This is a genomic window from Streptomyces sp. NPDC057654, assembly GCF_042800135.1.
GTDB lineage: Bacteria > Actinomycetota > Actinomycetes > Streptomycetales > Streptomycetaceae > Streptomyces.
In genome coordinates this window covers 1-24785 of sequence record NZ_JBHVHQ010000028.1, presented here as the reverse complement: position 1 = coordinate 24785, position 24785 = coordinate 1, and the positions used below count along the sequence as shown (strand labels likewise).

Below are 24785 nucleotides of genomic sequence, written 5' to 3'. Positions count from 1 at the left end.
CGCTAGTTCAGTCGCTCCTCCGCGTACACCGCCATCGCCGCGCGCTGGTAGTCGGCCAGGCCGGGGGCGATCTTGTCGAAGTTGGCGCGCATGCGGGGGTCGTCGGTGTAGGTCTGGCCAAGGCCGTTGTAGCCCTCGGCGTTCGGGGTCCAGTAGCGGCAGACGCCCTGGTAGTGGGCTTCCATCTCGGCCTGGACGGCGGGGAGGGCGGCGGGGGCGCCGGTGGCCATGAGGTCGGCGAGGCGGATCAGCTGGGCCGTCACCTCGCGCTGCCAGCGCTCCTTGTCCTCGTCCGTCATCGCGCCGACGGCCTCCCGGGACTCCTCCCACGCGGCCGGCCAGCGCTCGCGCACCTCGGCATCGTAGTCGTGGGAGTCGTGGGAGTCGGCGGACTCGAAGCCCTCGAAGAGGTTCTCGGGGCGGTTGATCTTGATCATGCCGGTGTCGTCCACGTCTTCTTCCAGTTCCTCCAGTTCGGCGATGGTGCGCTCGACCGTGCGGCTGAGGGTGTCCAGCCGGTCCCGTTCCGCCAGCAGTCGCCGGTGGTGTTCGCGGAGTACGGTCACCCGGTCGGCCGGGGCGTCGAGGGCCGCGCGGATCTCGCGCAGCCCCACGCCCAACTCCCGCATCAGCAGGATCTGCTGCAACCGCAGCAGGTCGGCCTCCTCGTAGTAGCGGTGCCCGTTGCTCCCGATCCATGCCGGCGGCAGCAGGCCGATCTCGCCGTAGTGCCGCAGCGTCCGGGACGTCACCCCGGACATCCGCGCCACGTCCGCGATCGACCAGGCCATGCCCTGCCTCCCATCACCGGGCCGGTCGTTCCGGCCGTACGGACGACCGTAGAAGTTGCCGTTGCGTCAACCGCAAGTCTGGCATCCGGTGCGGTGGCATATGCCAAATGCATAGACAAATCCGTGAGGAGCGGATAACCGGAAGAAACCCTAAACGGTGTGGAACCAGATATTCCAGGCGACCAGTTTCGATACGCCTTAGCGATGAGTAGGGTATGGCCCGCTGTTGGTGGATCTTGGCTGGTGGATCTTGCGTAATAGATCCGATTGAATTCAGTACGGACGGGACGTACGCGTGACTGGTGCCGTCTTGGGGATCGGGAGGGGATCGTGGCTGTTGACGCGTTCGAAGGGCAGTACGTGTGGCGTCCGGCGGCCGATGATCGTCAGTTGGCGCGGGCATGTATGGATGTGCGAACAGGAAGGTATCTGAGTGCGCACGAGGCGCTGAAGGACGCACGCGGAAAATTCGACCTCCGGGCGCACCGCTCTCTGGTACTCGCTTCCGAGGCGGCCGACTCGGATCTGGCCGAGCGCTGGTTAGCGGAGGAACCGGGGGCGGAAGCCGCACTGCTGTGGGCGCGGGTCGCGATGCTCCGCGCCCTGCGGATGGCCGACGCGCACGACCGGCGCCAAGGGGCGCTCGTACGGATAGCACAATCGGCCTGCGAACGGGCGGCGGAGATGCTCCCCGAGGACCCCACGCCCTGGGTGATACAGCTCGCGCTGGCCCGGCTCCAGAAGGTGCGTGACCCCGCCCCCCAAGGGCTGCTCACCGCGCCGCCCGGACCCTGGTATCTCTTCGCGCACATTCTGCGGCTCGACCCCTGGAACCGCGAGGCGCACCACCGCTTCCTCGCGTACTTCTTCACCCGGCACGGCGGTTCCGCCAGCGCACGCTGGGACGTCGCCTCCTTCCTGAGCCAGCGCGCCCCGGCCACGTCCGCGCTGCGCCTGCTGCCCTTGGTGGCGCTGGTCGAGGACTACGACCCGCACGCCCTGCTGGCCGACCGCACCTGGGAGCAGACGCAGTGGCGGGCCACCGCCATGGGCATTTACCACACCTGGTTTCCCCAGGTCGCGCAGTACCCGTTCACGCCCGTACTCGACCTGGCCTATCTCGCGCACGCGCTCTACATGGCGAAGTGCGAATTCGAGGCCCGCGAAGTCTTCACGGCCATGGGGCCGTACGCATCCCGGATGCCCTGGAGCGCATTCGGCGAACCGGAGGAGCAACTGACCAAGGCAAGACGCTCGTGCGGACTTCCCGTACCCAGCACTTCCTGACCTTTCCCGACCTTTCCCGATTACCCGTACACAGTCTTCTGCCTACGTTTCCCCCTATCGTCCACCGAATTTTTCACAGGATGTCCGCCATAGAGATACGAGTTCCCCTCCCGGACGTTTCATAGATTTCATCCGCTCCTCACCCCTCTCCCCAGAAAGGCCACGGTTGTGCCCGAGCGCACGTCCCTATCCCGCTCGAAATCACGTCTTGAGCCGGCCCCCGGCGCCCTCGACGACGATGCCACCCTGCATGCCATGGGATATCCGCGAAAACTCACCCGGAGATTCCGGGCCTTCGACAACTTCGCGATATCCTTCACCATCATCAACATCATCTCCGGGATCTTCTCCTCCTTCGGTTTCGGGATGAACGCCGGCGGCCCCTCGATTCTCGTCTTCGGCTGGATCGGCGTTTCCGTCATGGTGCTGTTCGTCGGCGCCTCGATGGGCGAGATCGCCTCCGCCTATCCGACCAGCGGCGCCCTGTACTTCTCCGCCGGCAAGCTCGCCAAGCGGCACCGCGGCGCCTGGTCCTGGTACACGGGCTGGCTCAACTTCGTCGGGCAGGTCGGCGGCACGGCCGCCACGAACTTCGCCGCGGCCACCTTCATCCAGGCGTTCATCTCGATGCAGTGGCCCTCCTACCAGGCAACGGCCCAGCACACGGTCGCCATCACCGCCGTCATCCTGCTGATCCAGGCGCTGGCCAACACCTACACCGTGCAGCTGGTCGCCGTGCTGAACCGCATCTCGGTGTGGTGGCTGCTCGTCGGCATGGTGATCATCGTGATCACCCTCGTCGTGATCCCCACGCACCACCAGCCCGCCTCGTTCGTGACTCATTTCGCCAACAACACGGGATTCACCAGCGGGTTGTACGGCGGAATGCTGGGCCTGCTCGTCACGAGCTGGACCTTCACGGGATTCGACGGCAGTTTCCACATGTCCGAGGAAACCGTGCAGGCCACCGTCAACGCCCCCAGGGGCATCATGCGCGCGATCGCCTACTCCGCCATCGCCGGGCTCATCCTCATGCTCGCGCTGATCTACGCGATCCGCGATTACGCGCACGAAGCGAGCGCCACCGCGCCGCCGGTGCAGATTCTCATCGACGCGCTCGGCATGGGCACCGCCAAGCTGCTGCTACTGATCGTGATCGGAGCGATGCTCTTCTGCGGACTGGCCAACATGACCAGCAATACCCGGCAGATCTTCGCCTTCTCCCGCGACGGCGCGATGCCCGGCTCCCGCTGGTGGCATTCCGTGTCCCCGCGAACACGCACACCGGTCAAGGCCGTATGGCTCGCCGCCGCCTGTCCGCTGGTGCTCGTCATACCGGGCTGGTGGTCGCACACCGCGTTCACGGCCATTGTGAGCGTCAATGTCGTGGGCCTCTTCCTCGCCTACGGCGTGCCGATTTTCCTTCGGCTGCGGCTGAACGACTTCCAGCCCGGCCCCTGGAATCTGGGCCGTTACGGCAAGCTCGTCGCGGGCGTCGCCGTCACCTGGATCGTGATCAGCAATGTGCTGTTCATGCTCCCCCAGGCGTCCCCGATCACCGCCTCCTCCTTCAACTACGCGCCGATCGCGCTCGGAGTGGTGCTGCTGATCGCCACGGTGTGGTGGTTCGCCACCGCCCGTCGGCGCTTCCAGGGGCCGGTGAGCTACGGAAGCCCCGACGAGGTGGCCGCCATGGACCTGATCTGATCGGACTTGATCTGATCAGATCACGGCTGGCCTGTGCTGACGCGGACCGCGTCAGTCGGCCACGACCCGCTGCCTGACACGCCGTCAACCACACGAAGGGAACCACCGAAGACATGAACCCCCTCGGCGAACTCACCGTCAGCACCGCGCCCCTGGACGACTGGCACCAGGTGGCGAAGTGGGCCGCCGAGGAGGGGTGGAACCCCGGCCGCGGCGACACGGCCGCCTTCCACCCGATCGACCCCGCGGGCTTCTTCATAGGCCGCCTGGAGGCCGGCGGCGGCGCCCCGCCCGTATCGTCGATATCGGTCGTCAACTACTCGGACCAGTACGCGTTCCTGGGCTACTACATGGTCCATCCCGACCACCGCGGCCAGGGCCTGGGCCTGGCCACCTGGCGCGCCGCCTTCCCGCACGCCGGTACGCGGACCGTCGGCCTGGACGCGGTCCCGGCGCAGCAGTCCACGTACAAGCGGGCCGGGTTCAAGGCCGTCTACGACACGATCCGCTACGTGGGCCGCCCGCGCGGAGGCGACGGCACGGCCGGCCGTACGGTCACGGGCGCGGCGACAATCCCGGTAACACCCCCCGTCACCATCCCCGTCACCACCCCCATCGCCCCGGACCGCCTCGATGCCATCGCCGCGTACGACCGGCGGTGCTTCCCCGCCGACCGGCGCGAATTCCTCGCCCGTTGGCTGACGGCCGACGGTCATATCGCGCACGTACACCTGCGCGACGGGCAGATTGCCGGGTACGGAGTGATCCGTCCCGCCCGCGACGGCCACCGCATCGGGCCGCTCTTCGCCGACGACCGCGAGAGCGCCGAGGCGCTCTTCGACGCGCTCACCGCCGGTCTCGGGCCGGGAGAAACGGTTGCTCTCGATGTCCCCGAGCCGCAGCGCGCCGCCCATGACCTCGCCGTCGCACGCGGCCTGGCGCCCAGTTCGCACACCGTGCGCATGTACGCGGGACCCGCGCCGTCGGTCGACTCCGTACGTACGTACGGCGTGACCAGCCTCGAACTGGGCTGAACGCGGTCCCCGCACGGGGCGTTTCGGCCAAGAAAATGGATCAAGCAGTGGTGTCTGGTTGCCTTTGTTGAAGGTGTGCCATTCTTTGGTAAAAGGAGAGCGGAGCGGACCCGGCGAAGGGAACGCTGGTGGATTTCGAAGTTCTCGTCCTGGGCCCCGTCGACCTGCGGATAGCCGGCCGCCATGACGGTCTGGGCTCCGCCAAGGGCCGTACGCTCCTCGCCGCCCTGGCCGTCGACGCGGGGCGGCCGGTTCCGCTCGACACGCTGATCCACCGGTTGTGGGACCACCGGCCGCCGGCCAAGCCGCGCGCCAGTTTGCACGCATATGCGTGCAAACTCCGGCGCCGGCTCCGCGACGCCGACGGCTGCGACCACCTCGTCCAGCAGGCCCACGCGTACGCGCTCGACATCGACCCGGAGACCGTCGACTGCCACCGCTACCGCCGGCTGACGGCCCAGGCGCGCGCCATCGCGGACAGCGGCGACGACGACCGGGCCCTCGCCCTCTTCCAGCGGGCGGAGACCTTGTGGCGGGGCGAACCGCTCGCCGGCCTCACGGGCCTGTGGGCCGACACCATCCGTGCGAGCCTGGAGGAGCGCCGCCTCGCCGCCACCCTGAACCGCGCCGCCGTCGAACTGCGCATGGGCCGCTACGCCGACCTCGTGGGCGACTTGTCGATACTCCTGGAGCAGCACCCCACCGATGAGACCTTGGTTGGCATGCTCATGGCGGCGAACTACGGCTGCGGCCGCCAAGCCGACGCCCTCCGCACCTACGAAGCCACCCGCCGCCGCCTCAGCGAAGAACTCGGCGCCGACCCCGGCGAACCCCTCCGCCGCATCTACCAACTCATCCTGAACCAGGCACCGGCACGGGAGCTCCTCGCGCCCCCGCGGCCTCCGGCTGCCGCGGCACCGGCTGCCGTCGAGGGCGAGAACGGAGCCGGGGCCGGAGCCGATACGGGGGCCGCACCCTCGCCCACCAATCTGCCGACGCACGCGGAACTGGTGGGGCGGGAAGCGGAGTTACGGACCATTGTGGACTCGGCGTCGGGAGCCCCTTCCAACGGCACGCCCGGCTCCGGCGGTGCGGTCATCGCATTGCAGGCCATTTCCGGTATGGCCGGAGTCGGCAAGTCCTTGCTGGCACTCCATGCCGCGCGACGGCTGAGCACGCACTATCCAGGGGGCCTGATCCACCTGGATCTACGGGCCCACTCCCCCAACGGGCAGCCGCTGACGCCCGTCGCGGCGCTCACCACGCTCCTGCGGCTCTTCGGGGTGGAGTCGACCGGGGCGCAGCGCGGTCTGGACGAACTCACCTCCCGCTGGCGCACGTTGCTGAGTTCGCGGCGCGCGGTGGTCATCCTGGACGACGCCGCCGGACCTGCCCAGATCCGGCCGCTCCTGCCCGCCGGCTCGTCCTCGCTGATCATCATCACCAGCCGTCGCCGCCTGGCGGGCGTACCGGGGGTGCGCCCGGTCTTCCTGGACCTGATGCCGCACGACGACGCCGTCGCGCTGTTCACGGAACTGGTCGGGGCGGAGCGCACGTCACATCACGAGGAAGTGGCCGAGATAGTGCGCTTATGCGGCCATTTACCGCTCGCGATCGAACTCGCCGCAGGCCGGCTGATCTCCCGCCCGTCCTGGACCACACGCCATCTGATGCAGCGGCTATCGCGCAGCCGGGGCAGGCTCGATGAAATCCGGGACGTACATACCGACATAGCCCGAGTGTTCGAGTTGTCCTATAACGCTCTGACCACTGACGAGCGAACGGTTTTCCGCCTGCTCGGACTCCGCCTCGGACCGACATTCGACCTGTACGCCGCCTCGGCTCTCACGGGTCTGCCGCTCGGACAGACCGAGCGCGTCCTGGAGAGCCTCCTCGACGCGCATCTCCTCCAGGAGCCGACCGCGGACAGGTTTACGACGCATGATCTTCTCAGCGAATACTCCCTCACACTAGCCGCCCAAGATCCGCCGGAGGAACGGGATCTGGTGCGGGAACGACTGATCGCCTATTACCTCGCCGCCACCGACGCAGCGGACCGGGTGATCCATCCGAGGCGTCCGCGCCTCGGCATTGGCCACGCGTTCACTCCGGATCAACTTCCCTCATGGGAAGGGGTTTCGGAGGCGAAATCATGGCTGTCGACGGAGCACGGCGCCCTCATCGCGGCGGAGGAATACGCCCGCTCGCATGGGAATCCACGCCAGGCCGCCCAGTTCGGCCATGTCCTCGCCGCATTTCTGGACGCGGACGGGTACTGGGCCGAGGGCGAGGACATCCACCAGCACGCGGCCACGTACTGGCGCACGGCGGACGCCCCGCAGGCGGAGGCCAGGGCCCTGACGGACCTGGCCACCACACACGCCCACGCCGGGCGCTACGCGCAGGCCGCGTCGGCGTGCGAGCGCGCGCTGTCCCTGGCGCGCACCGTCGGCGACACCAGCACGGTGGCGGACGCGCTTCAGCAGTTGGCCGTACTGCACTGGTATCGCGGCCAGTCCCGTTCCATGCTCTCGGTGGCGCAGGAGGCGCTGGAGCTCAGCGTGGGTTCGGGCGATCGCTGGAACGAGGCTCGCAGCCGGAACAACATGGGTATCGCCCAGCTGCATCTGGGAAATCCGGCGGAGGCGCTGCGAGACTTCCAGGAGGCGCTGGTTCTGTTCCGCGCGGAAAATGATGAGCGTGGGCAGCTTCAGGCGCTGAATAATAGCGCGGAGGTTCAGCTCCACATCGGGGAACGGGAATCGGCTAGGCGGTCCTTCACGGAGTCGCTCGCCATAGCTCTTAAATCCGGCAGCCGAGCCGAGCAGGGAATGGCTCAGCTGAACCTCGCGAACGCCTTTCGCCTGCCGGAAGAGCTGGACGAGGCTCTCTCCCGATACCGTTCGGCATTAGTTTGCTTCCGAAACCTGGGTGATCGCCGCAACGAAACCATCACGGTGATCGAGATCGGCAATGCCTTGTACGAGTCCGGGCAGTACGAAGAGTCGGCAGCCCATCACCAAAGCGCCCTGGAATTGGCTCGTGGAATCGGCGCGGGCCTGGAAGAAGGGCAGTCGCTCCGCGGCCTGGGAGCCGCGGAACGCCGGCTCGGCGACACCGATGCGGCAGCTGATCATCTGACGGCCGCCCTGAAGATCGCCTGCGAGATCCACTCCCCTGAGGACGAAGCCAGGGCCTGTGCGGAGCTCGCCGAGGTACGGGCACAGGCGGGCCGGCGCGAGGCCGCGCGGGCACTGTGGCAGCGGGCCCGGCGCCGCTTCGAAGGCTTGGACCCGTCCGAATGCGAGCGCCTGGATCGCCGGATCGATGAGTTCGAGAGGGAGGGACCTGAGAGTTAGCCCCGGGCCGGGTGCGGAAGAGGCTGTCACCTACCACTTGCCCTACCATGCCCCCGCCTCTCAGGGCTCCACCTGGGAACTTTGCAATGGTTATCCTAACGGGTACGATCCTGGGCTCCGCCGATCTTGAGCTACAGGAGAGCAAAGTTTACATGCCCGCTACACCCGCCGACCAATCGGTCGTTGAAACCCAGCACTTCTCGCAGGATCGGCATTCCGGCAACCAATCGGGAGTCGAATTCGAGGACGCGAACGGTAAACCTTTCGGCGGTTTGATACGTATCGCATCTAAGCGCCCAAATGTCTGCATGCCATCCATGCAGCCGGAGGGCTCCTCGCCAGCAGGTCGCGGCACCCACCCGACGCCGCCATTGACGGAGAACGACATTTGATACCGAGCGCGGGCCGCCCATACACCGGCGGCCCGCTCTTCACGCACCAATCCCTACCCGAACCGCTTCACCCCCTGAGCCTCCCAAGGCTCCAGCCCCGCCCCGTTCGGGGAGCCCGTGGCGGCAAAGGCCGCGAAGGCCGAGGCGAAGGCGGTGGACAGGGCGTGGTCCGACGGAGTCGGTTGGCCGAGCATGGGGCTGTCGGCGAAGGCTTCGAAGGTGCCGAAGAGGAAGGGGATTTCGGCGCAGTGGGTGGCGCCCAGGTCCGATCCGTTCGGTGCTTCGCGGTCGAATTGGTAGGCGTATGCCGGGGTGCCCTGTTCGGCGCGGGACGCGGCGATTTCCAGGGCGGGGGTGCGCATCACGCTGTCCGTGAGGGGCTGGGTGTGGGGGCCGGCTCCTACGAAGGCCGTCATTTCGTCCTTCACCGTACCGATCAGCAGATGGACGTCCCCCAGGTCGCCGTTCGCCACCGACTGCGGCAGTGGGCTCGACGGCATTCCGGCGCCGCCCAGGACCGGGAACAGCGGCGGGTCGATGTGGCCCGATACGGCCAGGTCGGCGGAGAGTTGGGCGTAGGCGGCGAGCAGGCGTTCCACCGGGAGTTCGCGGAGGGCGTCGCCGGGGTTCGGGGCGGCGTCCACGCCCAGGAGGCGGATCAGCGCCGCCGTGTGGTCGGTCGCCTGGGCCGGGTCCTGCGGTTCCATGCCCCACGGGCCGCTCTGCGCGATCACGCCGCGGATCAGCGGGCGCGTCTCCGGTACGAGCGCCAGGGCCAGGGACGCGTACGCGCCCGCCGACTGGCCGCCCACCGTGATCGCCTCCGGGTCGCCGCCGAACGCCTCGGCGTTGGCGCGTACCCAGCGCAGCACCGCCGCCTGGTCGCGCAGCCCCAGGTTGTCGGAGTCCGGTTCCGGCAGGTGGATGTAACCCAGCGGGCCCAAGCGGTAGTTGGCCGTCACGACCACCACATCGCCCAGGGCCGCCAGCCGTCCGCCGTCGTACCAGTCCCAGCCGCCCGATCCCGACGTGAAGCCGCCGCCGTGGAACCAGATCAGTATCGGGCGGCGGCCGGGGGCCGAATCACGTACCGCTTCCACCGGCGTCCATACGTTCAGGTTGAGGCAGCCGTCCTCCGACCAGTTCGGAGTGCGCTTCCCCATCACCGCCTCAAGCCTCGACGCGTTCTGCGGTACGGACGGGCCCGATCGCGCCGCGTCCCGGACCTCCGACCAGCCCTCATGCGGCTTCGGCGGCGCGAAGCGCAGCTTCCCCACCGGTGACGCCGCGTACGGGATGCCGCGGAAGGCCGCCACCGGGCCCTCCGTCACCCCTCGCACCCGACCCCGGTCCGTCATCACCAACGGCCGCCGCTCCGCGTCCGTCACCGCTGCGTCCGTCGCCGCGCTGTCCGCCATGGCTGTCACCTCTCTGTGCACTGCACCGGTCTCGTGATCGTTCTACGGGCTCTGCGCCGGTTGTGGCCATGATTCACCGTCCCGCAGAAGAAATCCGGACACCGAAACCGCCTAGCATGCCGAATGTGCGCCACTCCCTCGACGATACGGACCGCCGGATCACCGCCGTCCTCCTCGCCTCGCCCCGCGCCTCCTGGCGCACCGTGGGCGCGTGTCTGGGCGTCTCCGAGCGCACGGTCGTCCGCCGGGCCGCGCCGCTGTTCCACGACGGCACCTTGCGGGCGACCGCCGTACGCAGCCCCGCACGGTTCACCGGGCTCGTACCGATGGCCCTGCGCATCCGCTGCCGCCCGCAGCGCATCCGGGCGGTCGCCGCGACGCTGGCGCGGCGACGCGACACGGTGTGGGTGGACATCATGGGCGGGGGTGACGAGATCTGCACGATCACGTTCCTGGACGGGCCCGACGCCCGTAACGCGCTGCTGCTGCGCGATCTGCCCGCCACCGCCGCCGTGGACTCCTGGACCGCGCACAGCCTGATGCGCGTCTACCCGGCGTCGCTCCGCTGGACAGCCGGTCTCCTGACGCCCGATCAGCTCGCCTTTCTCTCCCCCGGCCCCGGACCGTCTCCCAGCCCGGACCCCACGCCCGTCACCGCCGTCGACGACGCGCTCGTCGAGGCGCTGGCCGCCGACGGCCGTGCCACGTACGGGGAGTTGGGGCATCGCGCGGGCGTCTCCGCGCTCACCGCGCGCCGCCGGCTCGACGCGCTCGTGCGCGACGGGTCCGTACGGCCCGCCACCGAGGTGGATCTCGCGCTGCTGGGCGTCCATGCGGAGGCGCTGCTGTGGATCACGGTGGCGCCCGGCGGGCTGGAAGCCACCGCGCGGGCTCTGAGCGACCATCCACAGGTACGGTTCGCCGCGGCCACCACCGGGCAGGCCAATCTGCTGGTCGCGGTGGCCGCCGCCGATCTCGACGCGCTCTATGCCTTCCTCACCACCGCGGTCGGCGCGCTGGAGTTGATCACCGGCATCGAGACCGTCCCGATCCTGGCCACCGTCAAGCGGACCGGGATCATCCGGCGTTCCCCGCACTCAGCCGGGTAGCGCGCGCCTGGAGGTAGCGGCGTTCCGGCAGGCTGGCGGTGCGGCTCGCCGCCGACTGGTAGGCGGCCCGCGCCGCTGCCACGTCCCCCGTCTGCTCCAGCAGATGGGCCCGTACCGCGTCGAGCCGGTGGTGTTCGGCCATCCGCGCGTCGGCGTCCAGGGTCGCGAGGAGGCCGAGCCCGGCCCTCGGGCCGTGGACCATCGCCAGCGCGACGGCGCGGTTGAGCGTGACCACGGGGCCGGGCGCGACGCGTTCGAGCAGCCCGTAGAGGGCGAGGATCTGCGGCCAGTCGGTGTCCTCGGACCGTTCCGCCTCGTCGTGGAGCGCGGCGATCGCCGCCTGGAGCTGGTACGGGCCGACCGGCGTACGGGCCGAGAGAGCCCGCCTGACCAGCGCGGTTCCCTCGTCGATGGCCTCGCGGTCCCACGCCCCGCGGTCCTGCTCGGCGAGCGGTACGAGGTCGCCGTCCGGGCCGGTACGGGCGGGGCGGCGGGCGTCCGTGAGCAGCATGAGGGCCAGCAGAGCGGCCACCTCGCCGTCCTCCGGCAGGAGCCGCCGGACCGCGCGGGTCAGCCGGATGGCCTCGCCGGACAGCTCGGCCCGTTGCAGGCTGCTGCCCGACGTGGCGGTGTATCCCTCGTTGAACAGCAGATACAAGGTCTGTAGGACGGCGGCCAGGCGCTCTTCGCGTTCGGGGTGGTCCGGCTGGGCGAAGGGGACCCCCGACGACTTGACGCGTTTCTTCGCCCTGCTGATCCGCTGCGCCATCGTCGCCTCGGGTACGAGATGGGCGCGCGCGATCTCCGCGGTGGTCAGGCCCGCCACGGCGCGCAGCGTCAGCGCGATCTGCGCGGCCGGGGTGAGTTCGGGGTGACAGCACAAGAACAGCAAGGTCAGCGTGTCGTCCTCGGACGGCGCGCGCCCCTCGCCGGGCGGCGGCGCGCTGAACTCGTCGCGCGGCGTCAGGGCGGCGGCATTCTCCTCCCGTCGCCTACGGGCCTCCTCGCCGCGCAGCTCGTCGGTGAGGCGGCGGGAGGCCACGCGGATCAGCCAGCCGCGCGGATGGTCCGGCCTGCCCTGGGCGGGCCACTGGACGGCCGCGGCGAGCAGCGCCTCCTGCACCGCGTCCTCGGCGGCGTCGAAGTGCCCGTACCGCCGTACGAGCGCGCCGAGGACCTGCGGCGCCAGGCCGCGCAGCAGGTCCTCGTCCCCCATGGCGTCCCCCATGGCGTTCCCCATGGCGTCACCGCTCACGGTCCGCCCCCGGTATCCCGCGCCGCCTCTTACATCTCGTCCCCCTGCATCTCTCCGATCGGCCGCACCACCACCGGGTAGTTCGGCGCGCCCTCCGGCTGGGGGCAGGCGTACGCGCGGGCCGCGATCTCCGTGGCGCGCTCGATGTTCTCGACGTCGACCACCCAGTACCCCGCGATGACCTCCTTGGCCTCCCCGTACGGCCCGTCCGAGACGACGGGCGTGCCGTCCTTCGCCGCGGTGACGAGCCTGCCCTGGGAGGGCTCGGTGAGGCCCTGCGCGTCGACCAGTTCGCCGGACTCGGCCAGGCTGTCGTTGATCGCTCCCATGTGGCCGTACATCGCCTGGATGTCCTTCTCCGTCCACGCCGGTTGGCCGGGCGCCGGGGAGCCGCTCATCGCGTCGTAGTCGGCCTGCTTGCCGAGCACCATGATCAGATACTTCATCGTCCTCACCGTTCCTCTCGTTCCGGCGCCCGGTGGGCGCCTCTCACAGGAGACGTCGGAGCGGGCGGGCCGTTCTCGACACGCGCCGCCGGAGATTTTCCGCGCCACCCGAACGGCGCACCGGACTCACGCAGCTCACTCGACAGGCGCCGCCGCCAACCGCTGTGACCAGGGATGACGCCCGTATGTACGATCCATGGCGGCGACCAGCCAGCGCCGGGCCGCCGGGGAGAGGGCCGGGAGCGCGGCAGCGAAATCCCGCTCGTCCTTCGGGCGGGGGTCCTTGGCCTTGTAGTACAGCTGCACCTCGGGCGCCAGGTACGGAACGGACTCGGCCGACAACGCGCCGAGCGTCCTGACGGGGCGGCGCACCCCGCTGTCGCGGCGCGAGACCCACTCCACGGCGTCGCCCTGGCTGCCCCCGCCGTCTTCGCTCTCGTCGAGCATGACCTGGATACGCCAGGGCTCGGCGGGGCCGGGGCGGCACCAGATGTCGTGGACGTGGTCCGGCAGCATCTCACCCTCCCGCCAGGGACGGAGGGTGCCGGGCGGGTCGGCGGCCCACCACTCCCAGCCGGGCAGTGCGCGCTGCGCCGCGAGCTGGTCGCGGCGGAGCAGCAGGACGTCGATGTCGCCGTGGTCCCGGAAGGCGCGGCCGACGGCGAGCTCGATGGCGTACCCGCCCGCGATCCACCACGGCGCTCCGCGCCCGGACCGCATTGGATCAGCGGCCAAGCCCGAGAAGAGGGCGGCCACTTCGGGCAGGGGCGCGGGTTCCCAGCGCCCCCATGGCGTATCGGTACCTGTCATACCGACATCCTCGGTCACGGGCGCCCCCGTGGCGGCGGGTTCGCCCGTGCCGACCCGGAGACGTCCCGCCCCTCCGGTACGGACCCATGTCCCCCGACGCGCACCCACTTCCCGCCGGAGGAGTGGGCGGGCTCCCGCTAACGGGGCACGGGCGGGGCCGGAGGGGGCGGGACCATCGGACCGTACGCGCCCCGAGCACGCCCGTACGCCGGGGAACGTACGGGCCCGGACACGACCGGACACGACCGGACACGGCCGTACGGTCCCGGACACTGCTGAGGCCCGAACAGGCCCCCGTAGCCCCGTAGCCCCGTAGCCCCGCAGGAATCACACCCCCAACGCGCGGCTCCAAGCCTCCAGTTCCGGTCTGCCGTCCACCGGCGACAGTTCGCCCAGCTTCGTCCAGCCCCAGGACCGGTAGGCGGTGCGAGCCGCCGTGTTCGAGGGTTCGAGGAGGACGGCGGCCAGTTGGGCGGTGGTGCGGGCGAGGAGGTGGGTCTGGAGGCGGGTGGCGACGCGGTTGCGGCGGTAGGCGGGGAGGACCATGAGTTCGGCGACGGTGAAGAGCCGGCCGAGGGCGGTGAGCTCCTCGACCTCGGGCGAGACGCCGCCGCGGAAGCCCTTCCAGAACTCGCCGTCGCGGTCGGGCGGGAAGCCGTAGACGCAGCCGGCCAGGCCCGTGCCGCCGGCGATGACCATGTCGAAGCCGGGCCGCTGGACATGGTCCTCGAACCGGTCGAGGAACAACCGCCGGTCGTGGAACTCCCGCCCGGTCCCCCTGTGGTACGCCGCCGCGTGCAAGTCCGCGACGGCCTCCCGCTGCTGGTCGGCCTGCCATCGTGTCAGGCGCCGCAAGTACACCTCGGTCATGTGTCCCTCCCCGCCCGTGCCCTGCCCCGCCGCCGGTCGTGGCAACCCCGTAGAGCCCCCGCAAAGCGTCAGCCCGTGTCCGGCAGCCAGTTGCCGTGGAAGCCGATCGGCACCCGTACCGGCAGGTGCACCCGTGCCACCGGGGCGCCCGTGAAGTCCTGCGCGGCGAGTACGACGAGGTCGCTCGCGCCGCGCTCCGGGTCGAAGACGTACGACAGGAGCCAGCCGTCGTCCTCGGCGGCGTCCGGGCTCGCGGGCACGAAGACCGCCTCGCCGGTGTCCTCCCCCGGCGCGTTGCGGCGGACCTCGCTGGTGCCGCGCTCCAGGTCGTACTTGACCAGCCCAGCGCCCACCCGGTTCCCGTCGGCCGCGGGCCCCTGTTCGGTGAGGTGCAGACGGGCGGCGGTGCCTCCGAAGCCCTCGGCCGGGGCCAGGACGCCGTAGCCGTACCGGTGCGGCGCGGTGTGCCGGCGCGGGTCGACGCGCGGGAACTCCATCGGCCGGTCGTCGAGCCGCTCCCGCGCCACGGACCCCGCGGCGAGGTCGACGGTCCACCGCTCCAGCAGCGGCGGCGACTCGTCGGGGCCGGGGCTGCCCTTGCCGAAGAGCCGGTCGTAGCGGGCGAGGCGGACGGTGATGCGGCCGTTCTCCTCGTAGGCGTTCATGGGGTGGAAGACGAAGCAGGGGTCGATCTCCAGCCAGCGGACGTCCGCCGCGTCGCCGTCGCGCGGCAGCACGCCGAGCCGGGGCTGCCGCTCGGGGTCCCAGGCGTAGGGGAAGCCCGTGCCGTCGGCCGCCATCTGGGTGCTGAAGACGACGGGCAGGTCGTAGAGGAGCACGTGGGAGCCGGTGAGCGAGAAGTCGTGCATCATCGGGCGGCCCTCGACGGGGATGTCCACGGAGCGCCGCACCCGCCCGTCGACGCCGACGACGAGGTACGTCACATACGGGTACGCCCAGCAGTACGCGACCGCGTGCAGCTCGCCGTCGACCGGGTCGATGACGGTGTGCGCGGCGAAGCCGCCCCGGAGGGTGCCGCCGAAGTCGTGCGGGCCGATGGTGTTCAGCTCGCCGTCGAGCTCGTACGGCAGCGGGCCGCCCTCGACGGTGGCGAGGTAGCGGCCGGCGAAGCGGGTGATGTGGGTGTTGGGCGCCGCGTCCATGTCGAGGTGGCGGGGGCCGTGCGGCAGCTTCTCGCCCAGCCGCAGGGCGACGGCGTCGCTGCGGACCCAGCGGTTGCGGTACCACTCGGCCCGGCCGCCGCGCAGCCGTACGCCGTGCACCATTCCTTGCCCCATGAACCAGTGGTGGGCCGCCGGGTCGTCCACGCCCATCGGGTTGGGCCCGTTGCGGAGGTACCGTCCGTTGAGCGCGTCGGGGATGCGTCCGGTGACCGGCAGCCCGCGGGCGGTGACCTCCTCGCTCACCGGGGCGTACAGGCCGCTCAAGAACGGGTTTCCAGGGTCCGTACGATCCATCGCGACCGCCTCCTTGGCAGCTGTCCTCCGCCTTCCCTCCACCGTCCAGCGAATCCGCGGTTCCGTCGAGTGCGCACTGCGCATACCCTCGTCCTCCGGAGTGCTCATGAGCCGCTGATCGCTGGGTAAGCGTTTCTCGGGTGAGAATCCCTTGAACGAGTTTTCGGCGGAAGAGATGAGGCGGCGGCAATGGTGGTCATGGAGTCCCAGCAGTCCGACGCCGCTGGGGCCCGCCTCGCCGCGGCGGAGTTCCTGGCCAGCGACTGCCCGTGGGCGGACCGGGACGCGGTGATGCTCGTCGTGTCGGAGCTGGTCACCAACGCCATCCGGCACACTTCCGGCTGGTGGCGGCTGTGTCTGCGGGCCTGCCAGGGCCGGCTGGTGCTGGAGATCGACGACTCCAGCCCCGCCCCGCCCGTACCGCGCGCGCCGGACCTCGGCGGGGGCGGCGGGCTCGGCTGGCACATGGTGCAGCGGCTGGCGACCTGTCTCGAAGTGGATCCGCACGCGGCGGGCAAGACGGTGCGGGCGACGTGGCTGCGGCCCGTGGGGACGGGGATACCGCAGCCGGCCGACGGGTTTCGGGAAGACGGCCTCCGGGAGGAAGGGTTCCGGGAGGGCGGTCTCCGGGAGGACGGCTTTCGCGATGCGCGCGACGCGGAGGAGCGGGCCGTTCAGCCGCTGAGTCAGTAACGGCTGCTACGGGCGTGTGGCAGGGGCCGCTTCCTCCGCCCGCACCCCCACCCCCGCCAGCAAATCGTCCAGCTCGGCCGCGAACAGCCGCGCGGGGTCGAACCCCATCCCGGTGAAGTGGCCCGCCAGCTCCAGGGACACGGCGCCGTGCAGCCGCGTCCAGAAGGCCAGGACCCGGCGGAGCGTCGCGGGCGAGGCGTGGCCGTCGGCCCACTCCCGGTGGCCTTCGAGATGCGTCTCGAACGGCGTCGCCGGGCCGCGCGCGGGAAGGCCACCCGCGGGAAGGGCGGCGAAGGCGGCGAGCATGGACGCCATCACCTCGTCCGCGATCCGGGTGATCTCGCCGGGCGCGTGGTAGCCGGGTACGGGCGTGCCGAAGGCGAGGAAGTACCGCTGTGGGTCGGCCAGCGCCCAGGCGCGCATGGCGTGGCCCAGCGCGGCGGGGTCGGGGCCCGCGTCCACCGACGCCCGCATGGTGTCGGCGAGGCTGCGGTACGCGTCCTTGACCAGCTCGGTGATCAGGTCGTCGCGGCTGGCGAAGTAGCGGTAGAGCGCGGGCCCGGTCATGCCCATCTGCTTGGCGACGGCGTTGAAGGAGAGCGCGGACGCCCCCGCCTCGGCCATCTGCCGCCACGCGCATTCCTTGATCTCCGCACGCACCTGGGCGCGGTAGCGCTCGCGCGGGCCCGTCTTGGCGCCGTTCGCCTGCGTGTCGTTGTTCGTTGCCTCCGCCATGTCGGCCGCCGCCCTTCCCGCCCATACTGCGCTATTGGCTCAAGTATTAGTTAGAAGCTATCACGCACCCCTCTTGACGATCGCGCCTCACTGGAGTTACAACCTATAACGTAAGCAATAACAACTCACAGCACGTGGGCAACCCGGAACGCGGTGGAGGTCGTCATGAACGCAGGCGGAACGAGCGCAGGCGGACTGGTGGAGGTCGTCCTGCCGGGCAAGGTCGAGCCCGAGGGGCTCGAACTGCGACACGGGGACATCCCCGGCGCGGGGCCGGGCCAGGTCACGATCGCCATGGAGGCGACCGGGGTCTCCTTCGCCGAGCAGCAGATGCGGCGGGGTCGCTACTTCGACCAGCCCCCGTTCCCGTTCGTGCCCGGCTACGACCTGGTCGGCCGGGTGCTCGCGGTCGGCGAAGGGGTGGACGCCGGGCTGGTCGGGCTGCGGGTGGCGGCGATGACCAAGGTCGGCGGCTGGGCCAGCCACGTGGTCGTCGACGCGGCCGACATCGTGCCCGTACCCGAGGGGATCGGCGCGGCGGAGGCGGAGACCGTCGTCGTCAACGGCATCACCGCCTGGCAGATGCTGCACCGCAAGGCGCGGGTGCGCGCCGGGCAGACGGTCCTGGTGCACGGCGCGAACGGCGGCGTCGGCACCGTCCTCGTCCAGCTCGCCCTCGCCGCCGGGGCGAAGGTCGTCGGCACCGCCTCCGCCCGCCACCACGACGCGCTGCGCGCCCAAGGCGTGGTGCCCGTCGACTACCGCACCGAGGACGTGCCCACCCGCGTCCGGATGCTCGCGCCCGGCGGGGTGGACGCCGTCTTCGACCACGTGGGCGCGGACAGCGCGGTCGACTCCTGGGGGCTGCTCGCCCCCGGCGGCGCCCTCGTCTCGTACGGCAGCGCCTCGACCCGCGACGACGAGGGCTCCGGCTCCTGGCCGATCCTGATGCTGATCGGCCGGTTGTGGCTGTGGAACGCGCTGCCCAACCGCCGCCGCGCCTACTTCTTCAACATCTGGGCCGGCCGCAAGCACGCCAAGAACCGGTTCCGGGCCCGTATCGGCGCCGACCTCGCCCAGGTCTTCGCGGCCGTCCAGCGCGGCGACATCACGCCCCGCATCGCCGCCGAGCTGCCGCTGGCCCGGATCGCGGAGGCGGTGCGGCTGGCCGAGTCCGGGACCGTCGCGGGGAAGGTCGTCCTGAATCCGTAGGCCCGCAGGCCCCGTAAGGCCCCACGAGGAAACGAGTTTCAGAGCCCCGCGCGGGCCGCGCCGATCGACTGGTCCAGGATGTCCAGGCCGAGCGAGAGCTCGTCCTCGGTGGCGGTGAGCGGCGGCGCGATGCGCAGGACCCCGCCCATGCCGGCGATCTGGACGATGTTGGTGTGCAGGCCGAGTTCGAGGCAGCGCCGGGTGACCTGGGCGCCCAGCTCGTGCGAGACCTCCTTGGTCTCGCGGTCCACGACGAGCTCCACCCCGGCCAGCAGGCCGCGTCCGCGCACGTCGCCGACGATCTCGTGGCGTCCGGCGATGTCCGACAGGCCGCGGTGGAGGAACGCGCCGAGGGACCGGGCGCGTTCGTCGAGCTTCTCGTCCTGGAGGACGTCGAGGACGGTGTTGCCGACGGCGGCCACCAGCGGGTCGGCGGCGTGCGTGGTGAAGAACAGGAAGCCGCGGTCGTACGCCTCCTGCTCGATCTCCGCGCTGGTGATGACGGCCGCGAGGGGGAGTCCGGCGCCCAGCGTCTTCGACAGCGTGAGGATGTCGGGGACGATGCCGTCACGCTCGAAGGCGTACCAGGTCCCGGTGCGGCACAGGCCCGTCTGCGCCTCGTCGAGGATCAGCAGCATGCCGCGCTCCCGGCACTTCTCGTGCAGGGCCGCGAAGTAGCCGGGCGGCGGCTCGATGATCCCGCCCGAGCTGAGGATCGGCTCGACCAGGCACGCGGCCAGGCTGCCGGTCGACTGGGCGTCGATCAGGTCGAAGGCGAAGTCCAGCTGGCGGCGCCAGTCCAGGGAGCCGTCGGGGGCGGTGAAGTCGGGGCGGTACGTGTTCGGCGCGGGTATCGCGAAGTTGCCGGGCGCGGCCGGGCCGTAGCCCTTGCGGCCCGCGCTGTACGTGGCGGAGGCGGCGGCCTGCGTCATGCCGTGCCAGGAGCGCGCGAACGAGACGATCTCGTGCTTGCCGGTGACGAGCTTGGCCATCCGGATCGCGGCCTCGTTGGACTCGGCGCCGGTGGTCAGCAGCAGCGCCTTCTCCAGCGGCGCGGGCAGCGTGCCGGCCAGCCGCCGCGCGAGGTCGACCACGGGGCGGCTGAGCATGCCGCTGAAGAGGTGGTCGAGGGAGGCCACCTGGCGCTGGACGGTCTTCACGATCTCCGGGTGCGAGTGGCCGAGCACCGCGCTCATCTGGCCGGAGGTGAAGTCGAGGAGCTTCCGGCCGTCCTCGGTGTAGAGGAAGCTCCCGGCGGCGCGGTCGATGATCTCGCGGGTGAACTCGCCGCCGTAGCGGACGATGTGCCGCTCGGCGTCGGCCCAGAAGGCGGCGGCGGAGGGCGCGTCGGGGGTGGGGGAAGAGGGCGTGGTGGGGGTCGTAGCAGCCATGTCGCCGACGGTAGGACGCGTGGAAACGGCGCGTCCATCTCACGATTCCGCCCGTCCTGTTCGGCTCGGCCGCACAGCTCGCACGACAATGACCGGATGATGAATCCCTGGAGGCTGCGGCTGCTGAGCCGGCTGGACACCCTGGGTACGGTCCGCGCGGTCGCCCAGGACGCCAGCATGAGCCCGTCCAGCGTGTCCCAGCAGCTCGCCGTGCTGGAGGCCGAGACCCGTACGCAGCTGCTGGAACGTACGGGGCGCCGGGTGCGGCTGACCCCGGCGGGGCTGATCCTGGCGCGGCGGGCGCGGGCGATCCTCGACCACATGGACGGGGTGGAGGCGGAGCTGCGCGGGTTCGGCGAGGAACCGGCGGGGCTGGTGCGCCTCGCGTCGTTCCAGAGCGCGATCCACACGATGGCCGTACCGGCGGTGACCCGGCTGGCGCGCGCGTACCCGCACCTCGATGTGGAACTGCTGGAGCTGGAGCCGCACGCGAGCCTCCCGGCGCTGCGCGGCGGCGACGCGGACATCGTCATCACCACCACGGACTTCGACGAGCTGCCGCTGGGGCCGGACCTCGATCTCGTGCCGCTGGCGACGGACCCGATCCGGCTGGTGCTGCCGCCGGGGCACCCCGCGGCGCGGGGCGGGGCGGTGGACGTCGCGGCCTTCGCGGACGAGTCGTGGGCGTTCGACATCCCGCAGTCGTACATGGCCCATCTCGCGCTGCGGCTGTGCCGGCAGGCGCGGTTCGAGCCGCGGGTGGTGGGCCGGTTCAGCAATTACATGATGGCGCTTGAGCACGTGGAGGCCGGGCTGTCGATCGCGCTGCTGCCGGGCCTGGCCGTCGACCACAGCCGCTACCGCGTGGCGACCAGGGAGCTGGCGACGCCCGTCACGCGCACGATCACGGCGGCCGTCCGGCGCGGGTCGCCGCCGCGTGCGGCGGTGCGGGTGGTGCTGGACGCGCTGCGCGCCACCGAGCCGCCGGCCGGTCCGCCACCGCCCGACCGCCCTCGTTAGCTATCGCCGCAAACTCCAGTTAGAACCTCTTACGAAAACCCTTGACGATGCACATTCGCCGAAGTTATAACTTCTAACGAAAGGTAGAGCCACTAAGTCTGTGGCGCACCGGCCACCCCACCCGAGGAGTTCGTCATGTCAGCAGCCACGTCCCTCGCGCCCACCGGCACGGACCCGCGCGCTCCGCGCGTGCCCCGGGCGCTGACCGTCAGCGCGTGGGCGGTCCCGGTCATGGTCCTCGGGCAGTTCGCCCTGCTCGCGGCCGTACCGGTCGCCATCGCCCTGGTCACAGCCCTCGCCCGGGTCCGCGACCGGGCGGTGCGCGGCGCGGCCGCCCTCGTGGCCGCCGCCTTCGCGATCCCGCTGGTGGTGTGGCTGGTGCGCCCTGACGGCGCGCAGAGCCTGTCCAAGGACATCCACCCCGGATTCGTCGCCCTGCTCGTCGGCGCGTCGAGCGCGCTGATCTTCACCGTCCACCGCGCCTCGGCCCGTATCCGGCGAGCCCAGGAGCGGTGACGGCAGCGGTGCGTTACGGGCCTACTGGCCTACGGATCTACGGGCCCACGGATCTACGGGCCCACGGATCTACGGGCCTACGGGCCTACGGGCCTACGGATTACGCGGCCGGCTGGGCCAGCAGCCCCGCGCGGAGCCGGGAAAGGATGCGGGAGAGCAGCCGGGAGACGTGCATCTGGGAGATGCCCAGCTCCTCGCCGATCTCCGACTGGGTCATCTCGCCGCCGAACCGCATCCGCAGGATCTGCCGGTCGCGGTCGCCGAGTCCCTCCAGGAGCGGCTTGAGCGCGGTGACGTTCTCGACGCCCTCCAGCCCCGGGTCGAGCTCGCCGAGCCGGTCGGCGAGGGCGTTGCCGGCCTGCTCGGGCGCGTCGTCGGCGGGCATGTCGATGGAGCCGGCGGTGTAGCCGTTGCTCGCGACGATGCCCTCGATGACCTCTTCCTCGCTGAGGCCCATGTGCGCGGCCAGCTCCGCGGCGGTCGGCGTGTGGTCGAGGCGCTGCGCCAGCTCGGCGGCGGCCTTGGCGAGGTCCACCCGCAGCTCCTGGAGCCTGCGCGGCACGTGGACGGCCCAGCTCGTGTCCCGGAAGTGGCGCTTGATCTCGCCCAGGATGTACGGCACGGCGAAGGTGGTGAACTCCACCTCACGGCTCAGGTCGAACCGGTCGATGGCCTTTATCAGGCCGATCGTGCCGACCTGGACGATGTCCTCCATCTGGTCGGCCCGGTTGCGGTACCGGGCGGCGGCGAACTTCACGAGGGACAAGTTGATCTCGATAAGGGTGTTGCGCGCGTACTGGTATTCGGCCGTGCCCTCCTCCAGAACCGCGAGGCGGTCGAAGAACAGCCGCGACAAGTCACGTGCGTCGCGCGGCGCCACCGCGGCGGGCTCCTCGATGTACGGCAGTTCGCCCACCATCGCAACTTCCCTGACCGTCTCGCCCGCGATAATCACGTCGCCCTCCCTGGCATTCTCTTGTCAGCGAAGTCGCGCCTACCCGAAGTCTTCCGCGCCATGCATGGCTTGTCGCGACGACATCGACAAGTGGGGTCACGGACCCGAACGTTACGTCCCGCTGCCGGCCAATTGCCGCCCCGTCGCCGCCCACTCGCCGCCTTCTCGCCGCCCGGTTCCCCGGCAGCCGCGCCGGGCGTCCGTACGGCCTTCCGGCCCGCGCCGGGAAAAACCGCGGGCCGCCCGGCCGAAGTCGCCTCAAGCCGCCCGACGGATGTCCCCCGCGGCCTTCCGATCCACGACGGCAAGCCCTCCCGACGCCTAGAATGGCCCCTTCGGGGCGGCATAGACGCCCCGACCGACAGGGGCAGGAGAGCGACAGTGGTGGCAGGCTTCCGGAGAACCGAGGACACGGAGGGCGTGCAGGACCCGCCCGCCCACGTCCTGTCGGAGGCGGCCGCGGCCTTCGGTCTGCTGGCCTCCTCGGCACGGCTGCACATCGTGTGGGCGCTGGCGCAGGGCGAGAGCGACGTCAGCGGGCTCGCCGAACGGGTCGGCGGCGCGCTGCCCGCCGTGAGCCAGCACCTGGCGAAACTGAAACTGGCGGGGCTGGTGCGCTCGCGGCGCGAGGGCCGCCGGGTGGTCTACCTCGTGGACGATCCCGATGTGGTGACCATCGTGCGGCTGATGGTCGGGCAGCTCGCCGCCCGCGACGCCGGTGCCGATGCCGGATCGAGGTCCGGGCGCGTGCGTGGCCTGGGTGCCTGAGGCCGTCGCCGGCCCCGGTTCCACGAGCTCGACCGCATCGGCCGCGGCCATCCGGACCAGGGGCGCGGGCAGCACGCTCCAGGCGCTGCGCGCGCTGGAGAGCGGGCCGCGCGGGCTGCTGGAGCCGGAGGCCGCGGAGCGGCTCGCGCTGCACGGCGGCAACACGGTGCCGGGCCGGCGCCCCACCTCCTGGCCGCGCCGTTTCGCGCGCAGCCTGCGCGATCCGTTCACCGCCGTGCTGCTGTGCCTCGGCCTGATCTCGGCGACCGCGGCGTCCTGGGGCACGTCCCTGGTGATCGCGGTGCTGGTCACGGTGAGCTGCGCGCTGCGCTCGACCGGCGAGCACCGGGCCGACCGGTCGGCGGCGGCGCTGCGCAGTCTGGTCGCCACCACCGCGACGGTGCAGCGGCGCGAGAACGAGTCGGCCGCGCCGCGCGTCCGTGAGCTGCCGGTCGACGAGCTGGTGCCGGGCGACGTGATCCGGCTCGGCCCCGGCGACCTCGTCCCCGCCGATGTGCGGCTGCTGCGGGCGACCGGGCTGACCGTGCACCAGGCGGCGCTGACGGGCGAGTCCGTGCCCGTCGCCAAGCACGCGCCGGACGCCGCCGGGCGTACGGGGTCCCCGCCGAAGGTCTCGCGGGCCGCGGACGCCGTCCCCTTCGACCAGCCCCATCTGTGCTTCCAAGGCAGCAGCGTCGCCTCCGGCAGCGGCACCGCGCTCGTCGTCGCCACCGGCTCGGACACGGTCTTCTCCGGTACGTACACCCGGCGGCGGCACCGGCCGCCGACCGCCTTCGACCGCTCGGTGAACGGGATCTCCTGGACCCTCATCCGGTTCATGCTGCTCACCGCCCCGCTGGTACTGCTGGTCAACGCGCTGGTGCGGGGGCGCGGCATGGAGACCCTGCCGTTCGCCGTCGCGGTGGCGGTGGGGCTCACTCCGGAGATGCTGCCCGTGATCGTGACGACGGCGCTGGCGCGCGGCGCCGCCCGGCTCGCGCACGGCGGGAAGGTCATCGTCCGGCGGCTGCCCGCCCTGCACGACCTCGGCGCGGCCGACGTCCTGTGCATCGACAAGACGGGCACCCTCACCCAGGACCGCCCCGCCGTCGACCGCGCCGTGGGCGCCGACGGCGCGCCCGACCCGGACGTGCTCCACTGGGCCGCCGTCAACGCCCTGTGGACGCTGCACCTCGCCGAGCTGCCCGCGCCCGACGCCCTCGACGAGGCGATACTCGACGCCGACGAGGAGCAGGGCTCCACCGCCGACGACACCACCGGCCTCGACGCCCTCCCCTTCGACGCCGCCCGCCGCCTGTCGACCGCCGTCGTCCGCGCGCCCGGCGGCCGTACGGGCCAGGTGACGCTGGTCGTCAAGGGAGCCGTCGAGGACGTGCTGGAGCGCTGCTCGCGCGTCGCCGTCCCGGCCGGCGCCGACCGGGACCCGCCCAGCCGTGCGGTCGGCTGCGAGGGGGCCGCGCGTACGGACCTCCGCGCCGTCAGACCGGACGGCCCCGAAGAGCCGTACGGGGCGGACTC

At 71.2% G+C, this 24785-nt stretch carries 21 protein-coding genes; 11 read left to right on the top strand and 10 right to left on the bottom strand.

Features of this window, described 5'->3' with window-relative positions:
* Positions 1 to 2: 2 nt before the first annotated feature.
* On the bottom strand, positions 3 to 791 hold the full coding sequence (locus tag ACFU99_RS04675) for a MerR family transcriptional regulator (protein ID WP_384385707.1): 789 nt from the start codon (positions 789 to 791) through the stop codon (positions 3 to 5).
* 330 nt (positions 792 to 1121) lie between these two features.
* On the opposite strand from ACFU99_RS04675, the gene ACFU99_RS04670 reads away from it, so the two are divergent.
* The 4 genes from ACFU99_RS04670 to ACFU99_RS04655 all read left to right on the top strand — a co-directional run bounded on the left by ACFU99_RS04670 (position 1122) and on the right by ACFU99_RS04655 (position 8178).
* Positions 1122 to 2078, top strand: a complete 957-nt coding sequence (locus ACFU99_RS04670) for a hypothetical protein (protein ID WP_384385704.1) — start codon at positions 1122 to 1124, stop codon at positions 2076 to 2078.
* 255 nt (positions 2079 to 2333) lie between these two features.
* Positions 2334 to 3785 (top strand): amino acid permease, encoded by a 1452-nt coding sequence (locus ACFU99_RS04665; RefSeq protein ID WP_384385701.1) that lies wholly within the window; start codon positions 2334 to 2336, stop codon positions 3783 to 3785.
* Positions 3786 to 3898: 113 nt separating this feature from the next.
* Positions 3899 to 4819, top strand: a complete 921-nt coding sequence (locus tag ACFU99_RS04660) for a GNAT family N-acetyltransferase (protein WP_384385699.1) — start codon at positions 3899 to 3901, stop codon at positions 4817 to 4819.
* A gap of 128 nt (positions 4820 to 4947) precedes the next feature.
* Positions 4948 to 8178, top strand: a complete 3231-nt coding sequence (locus ACFU99_RS04655; RefSeq protein ID WP_384385696.1) for a BTAD domain-containing putative transcriptional regulator — start codon at positions 4948 to 4950, stop codon at positions 8176 to 8178.
* 445 nt (positions 8179 to 8623) lie between these two features.
* Here the strand turns inward: ACFU99_RS04655 and ACFU99_RS04650 are convergent, their stop codons facing one another.
* Positions 8624 to 9988 (bottom strand): carboxylesterase family protein, encoded by a 1365-nt coding sequence (locus tag ACFU99_RS04650; RefSeq protein WP_384385693.1) that lies wholly within the window; start codon positions 9986 to 9988, stop codon positions 8624 to 8626.
* Positions 9989 to 10104: 116 nt separating this feature from the next.
* Between ACFU99_RS04650 and ACFU99_RS04645 the strand changes: the two genes are divergently transcribed.
* Positions 10105 to 11097, top strand: a complete 993-nt coding sequence (locus tag ACFU99_RS04645) for an Lrp/AsnC family transcriptional regulator (protein WP_384385690.1) — start codon at positions 10105 to 10107, stop codon at positions 11095 to 11097.
* Here ACFU99_RS04645 and ACFU99_RS04640 read toward each other — a convergent pair.
* From ACFU99_RS04640 to ACFU99_RS04620, 5 genes are all read right to left on the bottom strand, one after another.
* On the bottom strand, positions 11066 to 12325 hold the full coding sequence (locus ACFU99_RS04640; protein WP_384385713.1) for an RNA polymerase sigma factor: 1260 nt from the start codon (positions 12323 to 12325) through the stop codon (positions 11066 to 11068). The genes ACFU99_RS04645 and ACFU99_RS04640 overlap by 32 nt on opposite strands.
* A 56-nt stretch (positions 12326 to 12381) precedes the next feature.
* Positions 12382 to 12798, bottom strand: coding sequence for a YciI family protein (locus tag ACFU99_RS04635; protein ID WP_384385688.1), 417 nt, complete (start codon positions 12796 to 12798; stop codon positions 12382 to 12384).
* Between the two features lie 135 nt (positions 12799 to 12933).
* A complete protein-coding gene (locus ACFU99_RS04630) occupies positions 12934 to 13608 on the bottom strand; it encodes a nucleotidyltransferase domain-containing protein (protein ID WP_384385686.1) in 675 nt (224 codons plus the stop codon).
* Positions 13609 to 13935: 327 nt separating this feature from the next.
* Positions 13936 to 14478: a GNAT family N-acetyltransferase gene (locus tag ACFU99_RS04625; protein ID WP_384385683.1), complete on the bottom strand. Its 543-nt coding sequence runs from the start codon at positions 14476 to 14478 to the stop codon at positions 13936 to 13938.
* A 68-nt stretch (positions 14479 to 14546) separates the two neighbouring features.
* Positions 14547 to 15956, bottom strand: coding sequence for a carotenoid oxygenase family protein (locus ACFU99_RS04620; protein ID WP_384385680.1), 1410 nt, complete (start codon positions 15954 to 15956; stop codon positions 14547 to 14549).
* Between the two features lie 189 nt (positions 15957 to 16145).
* Here ACFU99_RS04620 and ACFU99_RS04615 point away from each other — a divergent pair, with 189 nt between their 5' ends.
* The gene (locus tag ACFU99_RS04615; RefSeq protein WP_384385677.1) at positions 16146 to 16649 is read left to right on the top strand and encodes an ATP-binding protein; all 504 of its coding nucleotides are present in this window, start codon (positions 16146 to 16148) and stop codon (positions 16647 to 16649) included.
* Between the two features lie 6 nt (positions 16650 to 16655).
* Here the strand turns inward: ACFU99_RS04615 and ACFU99_RS04610 are convergent, their stop codons facing one another.
* Entirely contained in the window at positions 16656 to 17384 is a 729-nt protein-coding gene (locus ACFU99_RS04610) for a TetR/AcrR family transcriptional regulator (protein WP_384385674.1), read from the bottom strand.
* A 165-nt stretch (positions 17385 to 17549) separates the two neighbouring features.
* On the opposite strand from ACFU99_RS04610, the gene ACFU99_RS04605 reads away from it, so the two are divergent.
* On the top strand, positions 17550 to 18596 hold the full coding sequence (locus ACFU99_RS04605) for a medium chain dehydrogenase/reductase family protein (RefSeq protein WP_384385671.1): 1047 nt from the start codon (positions 17550 to 17552) through the stop codon (positions 18594 to 18596).
* Between the two features lie 38 nt (positions 18597 to 18634).
* Here the strand turns inward: ACFU99_RS04605 and ACFU99_RS04600 are convergent, their stop codons facing one another.
* Positions 18635 to 19987 carry an aspartate aminotransferase family protein gene (locus ACFU99_RS04600; protein WP_384385668.1) on the bottom strand — a complete coding sequence of 451 codons (1353 nt, stop codon included), beginning with the start codon at positions 19985 to 19987 and terminating at the stop codon, positions 18635 to 18637.
* Positions 19988 to 20083: 96 nt separating this feature from the next.
* Here ACFU99_RS04600 and ACFU99_RS04595 point away from each other — a divergent pair, with 96 nt between their 5' ends.
* Entirely contained in the window at positions 20084 to 21007 is a 924-nt protein-coding gene (locus tag ACFU99_RS04595; protein WP_384385665.1) for a LysR substrate-binding domain-containing protein, read from the top strand.
* Between the two features lie 135 nt (positions 21008 to 21142).
* On the top strand, positions 21143 to 21523 hold the full coding sequence (locus tag ACFU99_RS04590) for a hypothetical protein (protein ID WP_384385662.1): 381 nt from the start codon (positions 21143 to 21145) through the stop codon (positions 21521 to 21523).
* A 100-nt stretch (positions 21524 to 21623) separates the two neighbouring features.
* Here the strand turns inward: ACFU99_RS04590 and ACFU99_RS04585 are convergent, their stop codons facing one another.
* Positions 21624 to 22442 (bottom strand): RNA polymerase sigma factor SigF, encoded by an 819-nt coding sequence (locus tag ACFU99_RS04585; protein ID WP_384385710.1) that lies wholly within the window; start codon positions 22440 to 22442, stop codon positions 21624 to 21626.
* A 417-nt stretch (positions 22443 to 22859) separates the two neighbouring features.
* Between ACFU99_RS04585 and ACFU99_RS04580 the strand changes: the two genes are divergently transcribed.
* Positions 22860 to 23246, top strand: a complete 387-nt coding sequence (locus ACFU99_RS04580) for an ArsR/SmtB family transcription factor (RefSeq protein WP_384385659.1) — start codon at positions 22860 to 22862, stop codon at positions 23244 to 23246.
* The coding region (locus tag ACFU99_RS04575; protein WP_384385656.1) for a cation-transporting P-type ATPase at positions 23203 to 24785 on the top strand (1583 nt) is incomplete at its 3' end. The genes ACFU99_RS04580 and ACFU99_RS04575, both read left to right, overlap by 44 nt.